The following is an 18,192-nucleotide window of genomic DNA, read 5'->3' on the forward strand; positions in this document are numbered from 1 at the left end:
CCCCGGTTCCCACCGACCTGGTCAATGTGTCGAACATGTGTTCTATATTAGCCGTGTGAACAGCCCATGTCCACGCCGATTGCTGAGGAGCTCTCAGCTCCCACTCGCGGAGGCGACCACTACCCCGTCCACCGGTACCGGCGTTCCGGACGTCCGGTGCCGCCGTAGCGCAGGCGGACGGTCGCGGCGCCGGTGCCGACGAAATGCTCCAGGTAGCGGCGCGCGCTGACCCGCGACAGCGACGCCTCCTCGGCGCACTCGGTCGCCGAGAGGTCCTCGCCGGGATGCGCGCGCAGCACCCGGGCGACGAGCTCCGCGGTCGGTGTCGTGAGTCCCTTGGGCAGACGTTCGGGCCCGGCGCCGGAGGCCGGGGCGGCGCTGCCGAAGAGCCGGTCGATGTCGTCCTGCCCCGCCCGCCGCAGCCCGCCGAGCTCGCTGCGCATCCGCGCGGCGCGCCGCACCTGCTCGCCCAGCGCGGCCGAGTCGAACGGCTTGACCAGGTAGTGCAGGGCACCGCCGTGCAGCGCAGCGGCCACCGTGTCGGCGTCGTCGGCGGCCGTCACGACCAGGACGAACGGGTCGTCGGGGGCCCCGGTGCGCAGGGCCCGGAGCACCTCGAGACCGGACATGTCCGGCAGGTACACGTCGAGCAGCACCAGATCCGGACGCAGCGCAGCAGCCAGCTCCAGTGCCTCGCCACCGCGGTGCGCGACGCCGACGACGGTGCAGCCCGGGACGCGTTCGACGTAGCCCGAGTGCACCTTGGCCACCATGAAGTCGTCGTCGACGACGAGGACCCTCACGACGACACCACCTCGACGTCGAGGGCGGGCGAGGGAGCCAGCGGCAGCGTCGCGGTGAACTCGGCGCCACCGGACGGACCACCTCCGGAGGCGTTGCGCAGGGTGATGCCGCCACCGCGCCGCAGGCACGCCTGGCGGGCCAGGGCCAGGCCCAGCCCGCGGCCCCCCGGGACGCGGCCGCCGGGCCCGCCGCCGAGGTCGTGCTCGGCCGCCTTGGTGCTGAAGCCGTAGCGGAAGACCTCCTCCACCAGCTCGGAGGCCACCCCCGGCCCGGAGTCGCGCACCCGTACCTCCACCACCCCCGGCGTCCCGGTGCCCAGGTCGAGCCCGACCTCGACCCGGGCGGGCCCGGGCGCGCCCGCCGCCGCGTCCACCGCGTTGTCGATCAGGTTCCCGAGCACCGTGACCAGGTCCGCGGACAGCTCCGGGTCACGTCCGGGATCCACCGCGGGCAACCGGGCGTCGGCCGCGAACGCCAGCTGCACCCCGCGCTCGGTCGCCTGGCTGGCCTTGGCCACCAGCAGTGCGGCCGCGGCGGCGTCTCCGACCCGGGTGACGACCTCGCGCCGCCATGCCTCGGACGCCGCGACGATGCCGGCCACGAACCGCCGGACCTCCTCGTGCTCGCCCAGCTCGGTCAGCCCGGCGATCGTGTGCAGCCGGTTGGAGAACTCGTGCGCCTGCGCACGCAGCGTGTCGGTAACCGTGCGCGAGGCGTCCAGGCGGTGCTCCAGGGCGGCCAGCTCGGTGCGGTCGCGCAGCGTGACGACCGCACCGACGGAGCGCCCGTCGACCTGCACCGGCATCCGGTTGAGCACCAGGGCCCTGGTGTCGCTGAGCACCAGCTGGTCCTCCCCCGCTGCCGCGCCGGTGAGCACGTCGCGCAGCCGCGGGGCCAGCCCGAGCGAGCCGACGGGGTCGCCCGGGACGGCGCCGGGCAGGCCGAGCAGGTCGCGGGCGACCGGGTTGAGCAGCGTGATCCGGTCGCCGGGGTCCAGGCCGACCACGCCCTCCTTGATCCCGAGCAGCATCGCCTCGCGGCGCTGCACCAGCTCGACGATCTCGTCCGGCTCCAGCCCGAGGGTCTGGCGGCGCACCCGCCGCGCCAGCAGCAGTGACCCGGCGACGCCCAGCAGCAGCGCCAGCCCGAGCAGGCCCAGCACCTCGGCCCGGGCCGAGGCCAGTGCCTCCCACGGCGAGGGCGCGCGGATCCCGGCCGAGACCAGGCCGATCACCGCACCGCGGTCGCCGATCACCGGGACCTGCGCGACGACGGTGCGCCCGTCCGGGTTCCCGACCCACGCCCGTCCGGACGGCGCGGTGCTCGCCCCGGCATCGAACCGGGTCCGGACCTGCGCCGGGTCCGGCGAGGTGCGCACCACCGACGAGCCGTCCACGATCACGATCTCGTTCGCGCCGGACAGGTTCTCGGCGCTGCGTGCGAACGAGGGCAGCAGGTCGAACCGGCCCCCGGCCAGCGCGGTGCGCACGGTCGGGACGGCCGCGACGTCCTCGGCGACCGAGAGCATCCGGCGTCCCTGGGTGTCGCGGAACGCGGCCTCGGACTGCACGACGGCCAACGCCGCCACGGCCCCCAGCAGGACCAGCACCACCGTCAGCTGCCACAGCAACATCTGACGCGCGAGCGACCGCCGGCCCGGACGGCGGCGCCCGGACCCACCACCCGCCGCGCGTCGTCGCATGGGGCACAGGTTAAGGCCGCGCACCACCGTGACCGAAAAGACCACAACGACCGTTGTGGCGGCAAGGCAGACAACGCCGGGTGCCGCTGCGCACACTCGTCGCGTTCCCACCCCGACGGCGAGGCAGGACAGGGCATGAACCGTTCGACGACGACGGATTCACCACCGGAGGAGACCGCACGTGCCGGTCCCCCGCGCAGAACCGGCCCGATCGTGGCCACCGTGGTCGCGGTCGTGGCCGCGCTCCTGCTCCTTCCCCCTGCGGTGGGCGCGCTCACCGGAGGCGGTGACGGCGCCCAGCTGCGCGGCCTGCGGATGCTCGTGCCCAACGCCCCCGGCGGCGGCTACGACGTCACCGCCCGCAGCGCGTCCAAGGCCATGGAGGACGGCGGCCTCACCGGCCCGATCGAGGTGTTCAACCTGCCCGGCGCGGGCGGCACCGTCGGCCTCGGCCGGACCGTCAACGAGTCCGGCAACGGCAAGCTCGTGATGAGCATGGGCCTGGGTGTGGTCGGCAGCGTCTACTCCAACGACTCCCCGGCGACCCTGGCCGAGACGACGCCGATCGCGCGGCTGACCGAGGAGGCCGAGATCGTCGTCGTCGCCAAGGACTCGCCCTACCGCAACCTGGCCCAGCTCCTGGCGGCCTGGAAGGCCAACCCGGGCGGCGTCCCGGTCGGTGGCGGGTCCTCGCCCGGCGGGCCGGACCACCTGGCCCCGATGCTGATGGCCGAGGGTGCGGGGCTCGACGCCAAGCGGGTCAACTACGTCGCCTACGACGGCGGCGGGGAGCTGCTGGCCTCGGTACTCGGCGGCAAGGTCGCGTTCGGGGTCTCCGGGCTCGGCGAGTTCGCCGACCAGGTCGAGTCCGGCGACCTGCGGGTGCTGGCCGTGACGTCCGGGCAGCGCGCCCCGGGCGTGGACGCACCCACCCTGCGCGAGGCCGGCGTGGACCTGGACTTCACCAACTGGCGCGGCGTCGTCGCCCCGCCCGGCCTGGACGAGGCCGGCAAGGCGGAGCTGGTACGCGCGTTCGACGAGCTGCGCTCGAGCCCGGAGTGGGCCGAGGCGCTGAAGCTCAACGGCTGGCAGGACGCCTACCTGCCGGGAGACCAGTTCGGCGCGTTCCTCGCGTCCGAGAACGACCGGGTCGCAGGCGTGCTGCGGGAACTGGGGCTGACGTCATGACGGTGACCGAGGACAGGCCGGGCCCGGGGTCCGGCACGCCCGCTCCCGGCGGGCTGCGAAGCTGGCTGCGCGGGCGCTCCGAGCTGGGCGTCTCCGTCCTGCTGCTCGTCGTGGGCCTGCTGGTCGTGATCGACACCCTGGCCGAGTCCGGCGGCGGCACCGACTCCGACCCGATCGGGCCGCGCACGATCGCGCTCGTGCTGGGCGGGGCGCTGCTGCTGCTCTCCGTCCTGCTGACGATCGACATCCTGCGCGGCGGACGCGGCGAGGCCGAGGGCGGCGAGGACGTCGACCTCGATGCGCCGATGGACCTGCGCACGGTCGGGATGCTGGCCGGGGTGCTCGTCGCCACGGCCGCCCTGATCCCGTTGCTGGGCTGGCCGATCGCCGGCACCGTGCTGTTCGCCGGCGCGACCTACGCGCTGGGGTCCCGGGCGTTCCCGCGCGACCTGGTGATCGCCGCGGCGGTCTCGCTGGTGACCTGGTTCGTCTTCGACACCCTGCTCGGCGTCGACCTGCCCGGCGGGCCCCTGATGGCGGTGTTCGGCGGATGAACACCTTCGACCTGCTGATGAACGGGTTCGGCAACGCGCTGACCCCGGGAAACCTGCTCTTCGCCGCGATCGGGGTGCTGCTCGGCACCGCGATCGGGGTACTGCCGGGCATCGGCCCGGCCATGGCGGTGGCGCTGCTGCTGCCCGTCACCTACGCCTTCGAGCCGACCGGCGCGTTCATCATGTTCGCCGGGATCTACTTCGGCGCCATGTTCGGCGGCTCCACCACCTCGATCCTGCTCAACACCCCGGGCGAGTCCGCGTCGGTGATGGCGGCGATCGAGGGCAACCCGATGGCCAAACAGGGACGCGGCGCGCAGGCACTGGCCACGGCCGCGATCGGGCACTTCATCGGCGGCATCGTCGGCGTGACGGGGCTGGTGCTGCTGGCCCCGCTCGTCGCATCGGTCGCGGTGGACATCGGCGCCCCGGACTACTTCGCGATCATGGTGCTGGCGTTCGTCGCCGTCACCGGCGTCCTGGGTGCCTCCCGGGTCCGCGGGTTCGCCTCGCTGGCGCTGGGACTGACGATCGGATTGGTCGGGCTGGACCCGATCAGCGGCCAGCCGCGGCTGACGTTCGGGGTCCCACAGCTCGCCGACGGCATCGACGTCGTGATCGTCGCGGTCGGGTTGTTCGCCGTCGGCGAGGCCCTGTGGGTCGCCGCGCACCTGCGGCGCTCCGCGCAGGAGGTGATCCCGGTCGGACGCCCGTGGCTCGGGCGCGAGGACCTGCGCCGCACCTGGAAACCGTGGCTGCGCGGCCCGTTCATCGGGTTCACGTTCGGCTCGATCCCGGCCGGCGGCGCGGAGATGTCGACGTTCATGTCGTACGTGACCGAACGGCGCCTGTCGAAGCGCCGCGACGAGTTCGGCAAGGGCGCCATCGAGGGCGTCGCCGGTCCGGAGTCCGCGGCGAGCGCGTCCTCGGCCGGGACCCTGGCCACGATGCTGACCCTCGGCCTGCCGACGACCGCGATCGCGGCGGTCATGCTCGCGGCGTTCCAGCAGTTCGGCATCCAGCCCGGACCGCTGCTGTTCGACCGCGAGCCGGAGCTGGTCTGGACGCTGATCGCCAGCCTGTTCATCGGCCTGGTCCTGCTCCTGGTGCTGAACCTGCCGCTGGCCCCGGCGTGGGCGAAGCTGCTGCGCATTCCGCGGCCCTACCTCTACGCGGGCATCCTGTTCTTCGCCTGCGTCGGCGCCTACGCGGTGAGCGGGCAGCCGGTGGACCTGCTGGTTCTGCTCGCGATCGGCGCCGTCGGGTTCCTGATGCGCCGCTACGGCCTGCCGGTGCTGCCGGCGATCATCGGCGTGATCCTCGGGCCGGACGCGGAGCTGCAGCTGCGCCGCGCCCTGCAGATCGCCGACGGGGACGTCTCGACGCTGGTCTCCACGCCGCTGTCGATCATCGTCTACACCCTCATCGTGGCGCTGTTCGTGGTCCCGCTGATCCTGAAGGTGATCACCTCACGTCGCCCGGCCGCCGACACCCCGGCCGAGAAGGAGGACGAGCGGGTCTGACGTCCCCGTGCACCACCGACGCGCCCGTCCCGACCCCGGGGCGGGCGCGTCGCCTGTCCGGGTGCCGGCGTGACGGGCGCGGCTAGGGTCGGCACATGCCCCGGTTCGACGACGCGCGTGCGCTGGCCGAGACGCTGCTGGCCGCTCAGGCGCCGGAGCGGTGGCTGCGCGCCCAGCACGTCACCATCCGGGCACGGGAGCTCTCCGGGCTCCCCGGCGTGGACCGGGACCCCCTGATGACCGCGGCGATCCTGCACGGGATCGGGGGCTCCCCCGTCGTCGCCCGTACCGGATTCGCCCCGTTCGATGCCGCCCGCTTCCTCGACGTCCGCGGCTACGACGAGCGCATCGTCGCGCTGGTCGCGCACCATGCCGGTGCGGCGGAGCGGGCCGCGCGACGTGGGTTCGCCCCGGGGCGTCACGTGGACGAGGCCACCCCGACCCGGGACGCACTCTGGTACTGCGACGCCACCACCGGGTCGGACGGCGGCCAGGTCCTCCCGGCCACCGATCTCGCCTCCGTGCTCGCCGCCGTCTCCCGGACCGAGGCCCTCCGTTCGGCCTCTCGCACGCTCTGACTCGATCGACGACGTCGCTCACCGATGCACCCACGAGCGGGCGAGATCCCGCGTCTGCGGAGCGGCCTCGGTAGGCGCGTTCGTCGCCGCACCAGGCTCTTCGTCGCCTCGGCCGCCGTCGGGAAGACTGCTGACGCGCCGCGACAGACGCCCGGATCGTCAAGCACCGGCGCCTGTAGCCGGTCGGGAACAACGCACAGATCTTGACCACGAGCAGTGGTCGCGAGCCGACCGACCGGCCGTAGGGGACCTATCCACCACGGTGTGGATACGTCGCCCTCGACCCGCTCATTGCACAGATCGGCCTCGTTCCCGCGACTCTCGCGGCTACCAGCCCCAGTTCCGGTTCACGACCGCACCTCCATTCTGACTCGCTCAACTCGGATCGGACGGACGTCACCAGCCCCAGTTCTTCGCCATCGACCAACACCTCCTTCTCCGCTCGCACTCACCCGTCCCGCATGGGCCACGAGGCCCCGCCGGTCACCAGCCCCAGTTCTTCGCCACGGCTGCACACCCCCCCCTCCTCTGTCGGACACACGCGGGCGGCCGGGGAGGCCGCCGCCACTCGAGTCACCAGCCCCAGTTCTTCGCCACCGTGAACTCCCCTCATTTCGTGGGCCCCGCCGTTGACCGGGGAAGCCCATGTTGATCTTGATAGCCTGACAGAAGGCACGGACGGCCACCGTCGACCAGCGCTGCGTAGCCAATGAACTACTGCGCGTTCGGACCGTTTCGAGAGGTTCCGGAACCGTCTCCCATCCGTGCCAGACGCTCGTGCCGTATCCTCTTCTCGTCGTCACATCTCGAAATACCCTGATGCAGGCGTAAGGAGCTCCTTTGGCCCGACTGAAGTATGAGCACGTGGACTTCGGGCTGGAAATAGAGTTATGAAATCTTCACCGATTCGGTTCAGTGACACCACCCGATGGGCAGTATGGCAATTACCGAGACAGGTCTTGACGGCCGTCCTAACGGTCGAACTGCTCGCAATCGGGTTGGTGGTAATCGATGCCCTACTGGACCGTCCGAACCAGTCGTCGTTGGTGCTTCTGGCCTATTTGACGATCGCCGCAATTGCGTATACGGAGATCTCGCATGGCGTCGAACAGACGCGAAGACGCGTCGGAGGACCGGGGCACGTAGATCTCACATCGGTATGGACATTCGCCGCCGCCGTGACTCTCCCGCTGTCGCTGGCGACGGTCGCCGTCGTACTCATCTATCTGCATTTCTACGCAAGAGTGCTCCGACCGGCTAAAACGCCGCTCTACCGGCAGATCTTCAACGCCGCTACCGTAATCCTCGCGGTGCACGCCGCCGGCGCGTCCATCCGCTACATCGACCAGTTACCCATTCTTCACCTTGGCGACATCGACTTCATCGTTCTCGTGTTCGCGCTATTAACATATACGGTCGTGAATACGAGCCTTGTGGTCGGTGTTGTCGCTATGACAACGCCGGACATGACATTCGCTCAAACGCTGGTGCGGCGAGGCGAGGGAGTGGGCGTCGAAATTGCGACACTGTGCCTCGGTGCGCTCGTCGCCGCCACCGTGACCATCACAGGCCCGCTCACCCTGCTGTTCACCATTCCGCCCCTGCTGCTTCTGCACCGGACGGTTCTGTCGCGCCAACTGGTTCAAGAGGCCCGAATTGACAGCAAGACGGGCGTACTCAATTCAGCAGCATGGCACCTCGAGGCGACGCAGACTCTCGACCGGGCCCGGCACCGCGCGAACGCGGCCCTGCTCCTGATGATCGATCTGGACCGGTTCAAAGGCATCAACGACACCCACGGCCATCTCGCCGGCGACGAGGTGCTCTCCGCCGTCGGCCTGGTCCTCCGAGGCCAGGTTCGCGGCGCGGACGTGGTCGGTCGCTTCGGCGGGGAGGAGTTCGTGATGCTGATGCCCAACCTGGACCGCCGCGTCGGGACCGCCGAGACAACGGCTATTGCCCAGCGGGTACGGCTCGCCATCGCCGACATCAGAGTCGACATCGACTCCCCTGAGGGACCGATCACCCTGGACACCATCACCGCCTCGGTGGGCGGCGCGGTCTACCCACACGACGGCGAAGCCGTCACGACACTGCTGGCTCGGGCCGACAAGGCGCTGTACGCAGCCAAACGCGCGGGTCGGAACAGGGTCCGGCTGGTGGACTCGGCTGCTGGCCCGCATCTCGGCGAGACCGATCACGAGACCCGTTGAGCCCAGCCGGCAGCGCCACCCTCCAGGGCCCGGTCGGCTCAGGGCTCGGTCGCGTACACGCGACCCTTCGGGTCGGACTCCACCGGCCGGGCCCCAGTTACGCCTACGCAGTGTCGTCGGTGACTCCACCGAAAGGCTTGGTCCGTCGGTGGACGCACCTGAACAGGGTGATGAATCAAGTACTCTCAGGAACGATGAACCGCTACTGGCACGTCGCCGACGGGAGCGTCCGAGCCCCGTCCGGAGGCACGCACCGTCGCTCTGCGTCGAGCCCGCCGGCCGTGCCGCACACCCTCTCCGTCGACGAGCGCTTCGAGGTCATACTCGTCCTCGAGCGCCTGCGGGACGGGACGCCGAGCAGGCTGGTGCACGACGCCGTCGACCGCGCCATCGCGTCCATGGAAGAGCCTGGCCGAGCCGGCTTCTCCCACGTCGACCGTCGATAGCCGCTCGCCGCGAGCGACTCTTCGTGTTGCCCGGCATACAGCACGTGACCGATCCCCTCGTCGGACGTAGGTTCGACGTGGCCGCAGTCGATCGACGGCGACCGGCGTCGAGGGGGCGGAGCGGTGAGCCAGGAGCGAGAGCCGGGCGTCGACCACGCGGCCCGTCCCGCGCGGGTCAGCGCCGTGTTCGGCGTTGCCGAGTTCCGCGCGCTGTGGGGCGCCGAGGCAGTCTCCGTCCTCGGCGACCAGTTCGCCCGGGTCGCGTTCTCGGTCCTGGTGTTCGAACGCACCGACTCCGCGGCGCTGTCGGCCATGGTCTACGCGCTGACCTTCCTCCCGGCGCTGCTCGGCGGCGCGCTCCTGGGATGGGTGGCCGACCGCTACCCGCGCCGCCGCGTCATGATCGTCAGCGACCTGGGCCGCATGCTGCTGGCCCTGCCGATGGTCTGGCCGGGACTCCCGCTGCCGGTGTTGTGCGCACTGATCATCGCCACGGTGCTGCTCGGATCCCCGCACACCGCGGCCCAGGGTGCGCTGCTGCCCGAGGTGCTCCGCGGCGACCTGCTCGAACGCGGCTACGCCGTCCGGCAGATCACCGGCCAGACCGCCCAGGTCGCCGGGTTCGCCACCGGCGGCGCCGTACTCGTCGTCCTGGCCCCGCACGCCACGCTCGCGATCAACGCCGCGACGTTCGGGATCTCGGCCCTGGTGGTGCGCCTCGGCGTCCGGCGCCGCCCATCCCCGGCCGGGACCGGCTCGGACGCGGGGACGCCGCGGAGCTGGACCGGTGACATCGCCGAGGGCGCCCGCACCGTGTTCGGCGACCCGCAGCTGCGGACGCTCGCGCTCATCGTCTGGCTGGCCGGCTGCTTCATCGCCCCCGAGGGGCTCGCCGTCTCCTACGCCGCCGAGCTCGGGGCCGGTCCGCTCGCGGTGGGCCTGCTGATGGCCGCGATCCCGGCCGGCAGCGTCGTCGGGGCGCTGGTGTTCACTCGGTGGGTCCCGCGGCGCGTGCGGGAGCGCGCGACGCTGCCTCTGGCGATCGCGGCCGGCCCGCCGCTGGGCGTCAGCGCGCTGGTCCCGAGCGTCGGCGTCGCGATCGTCCTGTGGTCGGTGACCGGGGCCTGCGTCGCGGCCGCGCTGGTCCAGGCGCAGGCCAGCTTCGTCCGCCGGGCCCCGGTCACGGCGCGCGGCCGGGCCACCGGTCTCGCCGCCGCCGGCCTGATCGGCGCCCAGGGGCTGGCGTTGCTCGCCGGGGGCCTCGTCGCCCAGCGCTGGTCGTCCGCGGCCGGCGTGGCCGCGGTCGGCACCGCCGCGGTGCTCCTGCTCGTCGGGCTCCTGGCCACCGCGCCGGCCCGCGAGCTGTCGCGAGGGTCGCCGTAGCACTCGAGCGGGGTGGTGGCGCCCGTCGGGACCGGGGCCGCAGCAACGACGGGAGTCACGATCGCAGCAGCGACTCCGGCACGTCCACCAGCTTGCTGCGCAGGTACTCCCCGAGCCCCTTGGCCTGCGGGTCCGGCCGGGTCGACGACGCGACGCCGTCGCCGAGGATGTCGTGCACCAGCACGTTCACCGCCCGCAGGTTGGGCAGCGCGAACACCTCGATCTCGAGCTCCGCGGCCTCCGGGCCGAGCAGCCCGCGGACCGTGTCCGGGGTCAGGAACTCCCGGAGCCAGGCGGACGAGGCCTCGTCGCGGCCCCAGACCCCGATGTTCGCGTGCCCGCCCTTGTCGCCCGAGCGGGCCCCGCACACGGTGCCCAGCGGGACCCTCTGAGTGGGTCCTTTGCTGTGCGCACCCCCGTGCGTCCGCCCGGCATCGACGGTTTCGGCGTCGGTAGTGGTGGCGTCGGTGGCGGTGGCGTCGGGGTGCGCACTGCAAAGGGGGTCGGCGACGACCCTGCGCTCGCCGCCGGGCAGCACGACGGTCTGGGTCACCGCGGAGCGCGGGACGGCGGCCGGACGGTAGACGCCGAACTGGGACTCGGCACCGGGCGGGGTCGTGGTGTGGAACCCGGCGTACCCGCCCAGTGCGAGCTGCATGGTGGCGTTGGAGAACGCCCGCCCGACCTTCTTCGGGTCCGGGTCCTTCACCGTGATCCGCAGGTGCGCGACGGCCTGCTCGTTGCCCGGGGCGTCGACGTGGTCGAAGCGCAGCAGCCGGGTGTCGACCTCGGCGAAACGCTCCCGCCCGCCGAGCACCTCGAACAGCAGCTGCTCGGCGTAGGCGGCGCGCGCCTCGATGTCGAGGCCGGTGAGCACGAGCGTCATCGTGTTCCGGTAGCCGCCGACGTCGTTCAGCGCGACCTTCAGCGTCTCCGGCGGCGCGCTGCCGCGGACGCCCGAGATCTCGACCCGGTGCTCACCGGATTGCCTCAGGCGGATCGTGTCGAAGTGCGACGTGCAGTCCGGGCCGAGGTAGGCCGGGGGCCCGATCTCGTAGAGCAGCTGCGCGGTGACGGTGCCGACCGACACCAGCCCGCCGGTGCCGGCGTTCTTGGTGATCACCGAGGAACCGTCGGAGGCGACCTCGGCGACCGGGAAGCCCGGGTAGCGGCGGTCGGTGATCTCGTCGAGGAACGAGTAGTTGCCGCCGGTGGCCTGCGGGCCGCACTCGATCACGTGCCCGGCGACGACGGCCCCGGCCAGCTCGTCGAAGTCCGACCGGTCCCAGCCGTGCCACCACGCGGCCGGCCCGACGACCAGCGAGGCGTCGGTGACCCGCCCGGTGACGACGACGTCGGCCCCGGCGCCGAGCGCCTCGGCGATCCCCCACCCGCCCAGGTAGGCGTTCGCCGAGACCGGCTCGCCGACGACCGGGGGTGTGATCGCGCCGAGGTCGCCGCGCAGGTCGTCGCCCTCGACGTGGGCGACCTTCGCGTCCAGCCCGAGCCTGCCGGCGATCTCCCGCACGGCGTCGGCGAGCCCGGACGGGTTCAGCCCGCCGGCGTTGGCGACGATCCGGATCCCGCGTTCCAGGCACGTGCCGAGCACGTCCTCCACCTGGGTGAGAAACGTCCTCGCGTACCCGGCGGAGGGGTCCTTGGCCTGCGCCTTGGCCAGGATGAGCATGGTCAGCTCGGCGAGGTAGTCCCCGCACAGGACGTCGATGCCCTGCCCGTCGGCCGAGGCTCCCTCGACCATCTCCTTGGCAGCGGCGACCCGGTCGCCGTAGAAGCCGGAGCAGTTGCCGATGCGGATCGGGCGGGCGGTGGTGATCGTGGCGGTGGTCGTTGTGGCGGTGGTCATCAGGCCTGTCCTCCACTGAACTGTCCGGCCACGCGGCCGGTGCCGGCGTCGCCGGCGAAGGCCTGTGCGATCGTCATCCACTCGGTCGCGGCCGGGCCGGTGATCGTCAGCGACGTGTCGTCGCGGTGCCGTCGCTGGGTGACGGCGAGGCAGAAGTCCAGCGCGGTGCCGGTGACGCGGTCCGGCGCGTCGTCCGGCCCCCAGGTCCACGCCGACCCGTCCGGGGCGGCGAGCTCGACCCGGATCGGGGCCTCGGGCAGCGCCCTCTCGTTGACGGCGTAGCTGTATCTCCGCGCCCCGATCCCGATGTGCGCGACGTGGCGCAGCCGCGGGCTCGGTGCCCGCGCGACGCCGACGGTGTCCGCGACGTCCTGCCCGTGCGCCCAGGTCTCCATGATCCGCGCGGTGAGCGACGACGCGGCGCTCATGGGCGGGCCGAACCACGGCACCCGCGCCGACGGGTCCAGCGCCCGGAACGAGGTGAGCAGCCGGGCGCGGGCCTCGTCGAACCACGGCAGGAGCTGCGCGCCGGTCAGGTCGCGGAACGTCGCGGCGATCGTGTCCGGGTCGATGCCGCCGTCGGCCTCGATCTTCTCCCGGTACGCGACGAACGCGTCCGGGTCGGTCGCGGACCGCACGGCGACGTCGTCGAAGTGCGCCAGGTGTGAGACCTGGTCGCCGATGCTCCAGCCCGCGGCCGGGGTGGGGAGCCGCCACTCGTGCTCCTGCAGCGGCGCGAGCAGGTCGCGCAACACGGCCGACTCCGCGGCCAGGTCGTCGGCGAGTGCGTCCATCGACACGGGCATGTCTATCTCCCCTTCCAGACCGGGGCGCGCTTGTCCCGGAACGCGGCCGGGCCCTCCTGCGCGTCGGCCGAGCGGTACACCGGCGCCCAGATCTCCTCGGCCACCTCGTAGGCCTCGGCGAGATCGTGGTGCGCGGACAGGTAGGCGGTGCGCTTGCCCGCGGCCACCGACAGGGGCGCGTTCGCCGCGATCCCCGCGGCCAGCGCCTGCGTGCGTTCCCGCAGCTCGGCGGCCGGGACGACGTGGTTGACGAGCCCGACCTCGCGGGCCCGGGCGGCGTCGAGCGGGTCGCCGGTCAGCAGGATCTCGAGCGCCACCCGCGGCGGCACCAGCCAGCTCAGCGGCGCCGCCCACGGCGAGCCGCGCCCGACCTTCACCTCGGACACGGCGAACCGGGCGTGCTCGGCGGCCACGACCAGGTCGCACTGCTGGGCGAGCAGGAAGCCGCCGGCGTAGGCGACGCCGTTGACGGCGGCGATCGTCGGCTTTCCCACGTCGATGTTGCGGCCGAACTGGGGCAGGAAGTCCGGCGGCGGGACCTCCAGCGAGGTCTGCGCCATCTCCTTGAGGTCGCCGCCGGCGCAGAACGCCTTGTCGCCCGCGCCGGTCAGCACGAGCACTGCGGCGGAGTCGTCGTCGACGAACGCCCGGGTGCCCTCCCACAGCCCGTCGCGGACGTCGCGCGAGAGCGCGTTGCGGGCGTCCGGGCGGTCGATCGTCATCCAGGCGACACCGTCGGTCACCTCGTAGGTCACGACATCACTGCTCACGGGAACTTCTTCCTCAGCTCGGGGCGGTTCAGCTTGCCGCTGCCGGTGCGGGGCAGCGCGTCGACAACCTCGATCCGGCGCGGACGGTGGATGCCGCGCAGGTCCGGGTGGTTCGCGCACCAGGCCGCGACGTCGTCGGCGGTGACGCCGTCGCGGTTCGGCACCACCACGGCGGTGACCTGCTCGACCCAGCGCTCGTGCGCGGTGCCGATCACCGCGACCTCGGCCAGGTCCGGGTGGTCGGCCAGGTGCTCCTCGACCATCTGCGGGAACACGTTCTCCCCACCGGAAACGATCATGTCGTCGATCCGGTCGACGTAGTAGAGGTAGCCGTCGGCGTCGGCCGACATCAGGTCACCGGTGCGGAACCAGCCTTCGGACCAGCGCTCGGGTGCGTCGACATTCCAGTAGCCGGGGGTGACGGCATCGCCCTGCACCCACAGCTCGCCGACGTCCGGCGACCCGTGAGCGATGTCGTCGCCCCCGTGCTGTGTTGATGCGGACTCCGCCTGCGCTCCGTCCAGTGGCACCAGGCGGGTGCGGACCACCTGCTCCATCGGCCTGCCCATCGAGTCCTGGCGTCGCTCGTCGCGGGGCGAGTAGGACACGACCAGGCCGCTCTGCTCGGTCTGCCCGTAGATCTCGATGCCCTCGATGCCGGTGCCGGCGGCGAGCCGGTCGATCGCCGCGGTCGGGGTGCGGGAACCGCCGAACATGCAGATCCGAAACGAGTCCAGCACGACCGGCGCACCGACCGTCCGGTTCCCGACATCGATCATCATGGTGGAGATCAGGCCGCCGTAGGTGGGGCGCAGCCGCTGCGCCAGCTCCAGCCAGGCGATCGGGTCCCAGCGGGGCATGAACGTGATCTGCCCGCCGCGCAGCAGTACCGGCAGGCTCGCCAGCTGCAGCCCGCCGACGTGGAACAGCGGCATGCAGTTGAGGACGTGGTCGCCCGCGTCGATCTCGTAGAGGTCGATCACGCCCTCGACCTGCGCGGCGATGTTGCGGTGCGTCTGGCGGACGCCCTTCGGGACGCCGGTGGAGCCGGAGGTGTACATCAGCAGCGCGTCGTCGCGGTCCAGGCGCGGGACGACCTCGTGGCTCGGCTCGTGCGCGGCGAGCGCGGCCGGGTAGCTGCCGACGAGAGGAGCGTCGGCGGAACGAGCATCAGCGCTGCTCCCGACCGTGAGCAGCTCGGGGACCGCGTCCCCCAGCACGGCGTGCAGACGCTCGACGTCGCCGGGGAGCACGAGCAGGTAGCGGGCACCCGAGTCGACGACGGCGTGGCGCAGCGGGGCGTCCGGGAACATGTAGTTCAGCGGGACGCCGACCCCGCCCGCCTGCCAGGTCCCGAGCAGGGCCTCGAGGTACTCCAGGCCGTTCGGCAGGAAGAACCCGACCCGGTCCCCCGGTGCGAGGCCGGACGCGCGCAGGAACGCGGCGAACCGCCCGGCCGACTCGGCGAAGCGGGCGTAGCCGACCTCGGTGTCGGTGCCGCCGGGCTCGGGCAGGCGCAGCGCCACCTGTCCCGCGTGGTCGGCGGCGCTGCGACGCAGCAACGTGGCGAGGTTCATGGTTGCACCGGTTCCTGTTCAGCGTTCTCGACCACGGCCAGGACCTGGCCGGTGTCGACCTGGTCGCCCGCGCCCACCCGGACCTCGCCCAGGACGCCGTCCCCCGGTGCGACGACCGTGTGCTCCATCTTCATCGCCTCCAGCACCACCAGCGGCTGCCCGGCGGTGACGTTCTCCCCGGTCCCGCCCAGCACCCGGACGACCGTCCCCGGCATCGGCGCGAGCAGCGACCCGGCCTGCGCGACGGCGTTCGGGTCGGCGAAGCGCGGCACCTGCGCCAGCGCCACCGACCCGTCCGGGCCGTCCACGTAGGACCAGCCGGCGCGGCGGTGCACGGCGTAGGCGCGGCGCACACCGTCGACCTCCAGCACGACGTTCTCCGGGGTCGCCGACAGGAGGACGACGGTCTCGCCGAGCGGCTCGCCGTCCACGGCGACGTCCAGCCCGCCGGTCGACGGCGCACCTGCGGCGCGCGGCCGCGCGGCACCGTGGGCGTCGCGCCGGAACCGGTAGGTCACCTCGATCTCTCGGTCGCCGAGCGTGTAGGAGATCCGCTGCGGGGAGCCGCCGACGTTGCGGAAGCCCGACGGCATCCCGCCCAGCACCCGCGCCGACGCGCGGTTGCCGGCCTGCGTCGCGAGCGCGGCGGCCGCGGCGTGCCGGACACCGCCGGCGCCGAGCGTGCCGGAACCGAGCGCGACCGGGTCGTGCCGGACGAGGTACCCGGTGTCGGTACCCCCGGCCAGGAACTCCGGCTCGCGCAGGATCCCGACCAGCAGGTCCCGGTTCGTGGTGACGCCGTGCAGCGCCGCCCCGGCCAGTGCCCGGGCCAGCGCGCGGGCGGCCTCGGCGCGGGTGCGCCCGTGCGCGATCACCTTGGCCAGCATCGGGTCGTAGTGCGGCGAGACCACCGACCCGTCGACGACGCCGCTGTCGACGCGGATGTCCCCCGGCACGTCGAAGCGGTGCAGCGTGCCGGTCGCGGGCAGGTAGGTCGCGACCCCGTCATCACCCCGCGCGACCGACTCGGCGTAGAGCCGCACCTCGATCGCGTGCCCGTCGATCCGCGCGCCGGTGACGTCCTCCCCGAGCGGCTCGCCCTCGGCGACCCGGATCTGCTGCTCGACCAGGTCCAGCCCGGTGACCAGCTCGGTCACCGGGTGCTCGACCTGCAACCGCGTGTTGACCTCGAGGAAGAAGAACGCACCGTCCTGCCCGAGCACGAACTCGACCGTCCCGGCGCCGGTGTAGCCGATCGCCTTGCCCGCCGCGACGGCCGCCGCTCCGAGCTCCTGGCGCAACGGCTCGTCGACGGCCGGCGAGGGGCTCTCCTCCACGATCTTCTGGTAGCGCCGCTGGATCGAGCACTCGCGCTCGTAGAGGTGCACCACGGTCCCCTTGGTGTCACCCAGGATCTGCACCTCGACGTGGCGCGGGTCGACGACGAAACGCTCCAGGAACACCGTCCCGTCGCCGAACGCCGACGCCGCCTCCCGCCGCGCCCCGTCGACGGCGTCGCGGAGCTCGGCGTCCGAGGCCACGACGCGCATCCCGCGTCCACCGCCGCCGAACGCGGCCTTGACCAGCACCGGGAACCCGATCCCGGCCGCGACCGCGGACAGGTCGGTGTCGTCGGTGACGGTCGCGCCGGTCAGCACCGGGACGCCGGCCGCCTCCATCAGCGCCTTGGCCTCGAGCTTGGAGCCCATCGACGCGATGGCCTCCGGACTCGGCCCGACGAACGTCAGTCCGGCGGCGGCGCAGTCGCGGGCGAACGCCTCGTTCTCGGAGAGGAACCCGTAGCCGGGGTGCACCGCGTCCGCGCCGGTGGCCCGCGCGGCGGCGATCACCTTCTCGGCGCGCAGGTAGGTCTCGGCCGGCGTCGCACCGGGGAGCCGCACGGACTCGTCGGCGAGGGTGACGAACGGGGCGTCGGCGTCCGGGTCGGAGTACACCGCGACCGTCGAGATGCCCAGGCGGTGCGCGGTGCGCATCACCCGGGACGCGATCTCGCCGCGGTTGGCGACCAGCAGTTTCGTGATCATCGGCATTGCGCTCACATCCGGAAGACGCCGAAGCCGCGACGGCCGGCGACGGTGGTCGAGGCCACGGCGGACAGCGACATCCCCAGCACGGTGCGGGTGTCGCGCGGGTCGATGATCCCGTCGTCGTAGAGCCGGGCGGTGATGAAGAAGGCGTGCGACTCGTCGTTGATCTGGGCCTCGATCGCCGCGGTGCGCTGCGCGTCCGCGTCGGTGTCGAACGGCTTGCCCTGCGACTCCGCCGATGCCTTGCCCACGATCGACATGACGCCGGCGAGCTGCGCGGCGCCCATCACGGCCATCTTCGCGCTGGGCCAGGCGAACATCAGCCGCGGGTCGTAGGCGCGCCCGGACATGCCGTAGTTCCCGGCGCCGAAAGAGCTCGCCATGTTGATCGTCAGGTGCGGCACCGTCGAGTTGGTGACGGCGTTGATCATCTTGGCGCCGTCCTTGATGATCCCGCCCTGCTCGTACTCGGCGCCGACCATGTAGCCGGTGGTGTTCTGCAGGAAGATCAGCGGGGTGTCGGTCTGGTTGGCCAGCAGGATGAACTCGGTGGCCTTCTTGGCCTCCTCGGAGAACAGCACCCCGCGGTGGTTGGCCAGTACCCCGACCGGATAGCCGTGGATCTGCGCCCAGCCGGTGACCAGCGACGTCCCGTAGAGCGGCTTGTACTCGTCGAACTCGGAGCCGTCGACGACGCGGGCCAGGATCTCGCGGGGGTCGAACGGGATCTTCGACT

15 protein-coding genes are annotated in these 18,192 nt (G+C 72.4%); 7 read left to right on the top strand and 8 right to left on the bottom strand.

Features of this window, described 5'->3' with window-relative positions; all coding sequences use genetic code 11:
- Positions 1 to 119: 119 nt before the first annotated feature.
- Together I4I78_RS16645 and I4I78_RS16650 are read right to left on the bottom strand one after the other, a co-directional pair.
- The gene (locus I4I78_RS16645) at positions 120 to 803 is read right to left on the bottom strand and encodes a response regulator (RefSeq protein WP_218612249.1); all 684 of its coding nucleotides are present in this window, start codon (positions 801 to 803) and stop codon (positions 120 to 122) included.
- Entirely contained in the window at positions 800 to 2,506 is a 1,707-nt protein-coding gene (locus I4I78_RS16650; RefSeq protein ID WP_218612250.1) for an ATP-binding protein, read from the bottom strand. The genes I4I78_RS16645 and I4I78_RS16650 overlap by 4 nt, the downstream gene beginning before the upstream one ends.
- Before the next feature lie 210 nt (positions 2,507 to 2,716).
- On the opposite strand from I4I78_RS16650, the gene I4I78_RS16655 reads away from it, so the two are divergent.
- The 7 genes from I4I78_RS16655 (at position 2,717) to I4I78_RS16685 (ending at position 10,391) form a co-directional block, all read left to right on the top strand.
- Positions 2,717 to 3,694, top strand: coding sequence for a tripartite tricarboxylate transporter substrate binding protein (locus tag I4I78_RS16655; RefSeq protein WP_308252168.1), 978 nt, complete (start codon positions 2,717 to 2,719; stop codon positions 3,692 to 3,694).
- Complete coding sequence (locus I4I78_RS16660; RefSeq protein WP_218612252.1) at positions 3,691 to 4,248, top strand: tripartite tricarboxylate transporter TctB family protein; 558 nt, start codon at positions 3,691 to 3,693, stop codon at positions 4,246 to 4,248. Before I4I78_RS16655 ends, I4I78_RS16660 begins: the two co-directional genes overlap by 4 nt.
- The gene (locus I4I78_RS16665; protein ID WP_218612253.1) at positions 4,245 to 5,771 is read left to right on the top strand and encodes a tripartite tricarboxylate transporter permease; all 1,527 of its coding nucleotides are present in this window, start codon (positions 4,245 to 4,247) and stop codon (positions 5,769 to 5,771) included. Before I4I78_RS16660 ends, I4I78_RS16665 begins: the two co-directional genes overlap by 4 nt.
- A 95-nt stretch (positions 5,772 to 5,866) precedes the next feature.
- Positions 5,867 to 6,349, top strand: a complete 483-nt coding sequence (locus I4I78_RS16670; RefSeq protein WP_218612254.1) for a phosphohydrolase — start codon at positions 5,867 to 5,869, stop codon at positions 6,347 to 6,349.
- 1,001 nt (positions 6,350 to 7,350) lie between these two features.
- On the top strand, positions 7,351 to 8,562 hold the full coding sequence (locus I4I78_RS33860) for a GGDEF domain-containing protein (RefSeq protein WP_218612255.1): 1,212 nt from the start codon (positions 7,351 to 7,353) through the stop codon (positions 8,560 to 8,562).
- A gap of 194 nt (positions 8,563 to 8,756) precedes the next feature.
- On the top strand, positions 8,757 to 9,008 hold the full coding sequence (locus I4I78_RS16680) for a hypothetical protein (RefSeq protein ID WP_218612256.1): 252 nt from the start codon (positions 8,757 to 8,759) through the stop codon (positions 9,006 to 9,008).
- Between the two features lie 123 nt (positions 9,009 to 9,131).
- Complete coding sequence (locus tag I4I78_RS16685) at positions 9,132 to 10,391, top strand: MFS transporter (RefSeq protein ID WP_218612257.1); 1,260 nt, start codon at positions 9,132 to 9,134, stop codon at positions 10,389 to 10,391.
- Positions 10,392 to 10,446: 55 nt separating this feature from the next.
- Here the strand turns inward: I4I78_RS16685 and I4I78_RS16690 are convergent, their stop codons facing one another.
- The 6 genes from I4I78_RS16690 to I4I78_RS16715 all read right to left on the bottom strand — a co-directional run.
- On the bottom strand, positions 10,447 to 12,255 hold the full coding sequence (locus I4I78_RS16690; protein WP_218612258.1) for an acyclic terpene utilization AtuA family protein: 1,809 nt from the start codon (positions 12,253 to 12,255) through the stop codon (positions 10,447 to 10,449).
- The gene (locus I4I78_RS16695) at positions 12,255 to 13,061 is read right to left on the bottom strand and encodes a TIGR03084 family metal-binding protein (protein WP_218612259.1); all 807 of its coding nucleotides are present in this window, start codon (positions 13,059 to 13,061) and stop codon (positions 12,255 to 12,257) included. Before I4I78_RS16695 ends, I4I78_RS16690 begins: the two co-directional genes overlap by 1 nt.
- A gap of 2 nt (positions 13,062 to 13,063) precedes the next feature.
- A complete protein-coding gene (locus I4I78_RS16700; RefSeq protein ID WP_226379853.1) occupies positions 13,064 to 13,783 on the bottom strand; it encodes an enoyl-CoA hydratase-related protein in 720 nt (239 codons plus the stop codon).
- 44 nt (positions 13,784 to 13,827) lie between these two features.
- Positions 13,828 to 15,408 (bottom strand): class I adenylate-forming enzyme family protein, encoded by a 1,581-nt coding sequence (locus I4I78_RS16705; RefSeq protein ID WP_218612261.1) that lies wholly within the window; start codon positions 15,406 to 15,408, stop codon positions 13,828 to 13,830.
- Complete coding sequence (locus I4I78_RS16710) at positions 15,405 to 17,453, bottom strand: biotin carboxylase N-terminal domain-containing protein (protein WP_275957973.1); 2,049 nt, start codon at positions 17,451 to 17,453, stop codon at positions 15,405 to 15,407. Before I4I78_RS16710 ends, I4I78_RS16705 begins: the two co-directional genes overlap by 4 nt.
- A gap of 11 nt (positions 17,454 to 17,464) precedes the next feature.
- Positions 17,465 to 18,192 (bottom strand): carboxyl transferase domain-containing protein (locus tag I4I78_RS16715; protein ID WP_275957974.1); only part of this gene is annotated, 728 nt, incomplete at its 5' end.

The organism is Pseudonocardia sp. KRD291, assembly GCF_019263595.1.
In the GTDB taxonomy this organism is placed as follows: domain Bacteria; phylum Actinomycetota; class Actinomycetes; order Mycobacteriales; family Pseudonocardiaceae; genus Pseudonocardia.

Excerpts from the sequence above, each read along its gene's own strand:
- I4I78_RS16665 (WP_218612253.1), top strand. The coding sequence starts at position 4,245 with ATGAACACCTTCGACCTGCTGATGAACGGGTTCGGCAACGCGCTGACC.
- I4I78_RS16670 (WP_218612254.1), top strand. The coding sequence starts at position 5,867 with ATGCCCCGGTTCGACGACGCGCGTGCGCTGGCCGAGACGCTGCTGGCC.
- I4I78_RS16690 (WP_218612258.1), bottom strand. The coding sequence starts at position 12,255 with ATGACCACCGCCACAACGACCACCGCCACGATCACCACCGCCCGCCCG.
- I4I78_RS16705 (WP_218612261.1), bottom strand. The coding sequence starts at position 15,408 with ATGAACCTCGCCACGTTGCTGCGTCGCAGCGCCGCCGACCACGCGGGA.
- I4I78_RS16695 (WP_218612259.1), bottom strand. The coding sequence starts at position 13,061 with ATGCCCGTGTCGATGGACGCACTCGCCGACGACCTGGCCGCGGAGTCG.
- I4I78_RS16650 (WP_218612250.1), bottom strand. The coding sequence starts at position 2,506 with ATGCGACGACGCGCGGCGGGTGGTGGGTCCGGGCGCCGCCGTCCGGGC.
- I4I78_RS16680 (WP_218612256.1), top strand. The coding sequence starts at position 8,757 with ATGAACCGCTACTGGCACGTCGCCGACGGGAGCGTCCGAGCCCCGTCC.
- I4I78_RS16700 (WP_226379853.1), bottom strand. The coding sequence starts at position 13,783 with ATGACGATCGACCGCCCGGACGCCCGCAACGCGCTCTCGCGCGACGTC.
- I4I78_RS16660 (WP_218612252.1), top strand. The coding sequence starts at position 3,691 with ATGACGGTGACCGAGGACAGGCCGGGCCCGGGGTCCGGCACGCCCGCT.
- I4I78_RS16710 (WP_275957973.1), bottom strand. The coding sequence starts at position 17,453 with ATGATCACGAAACTGCTGGTCGCCAACCGCGGCGAGATCGCGTCCCGG.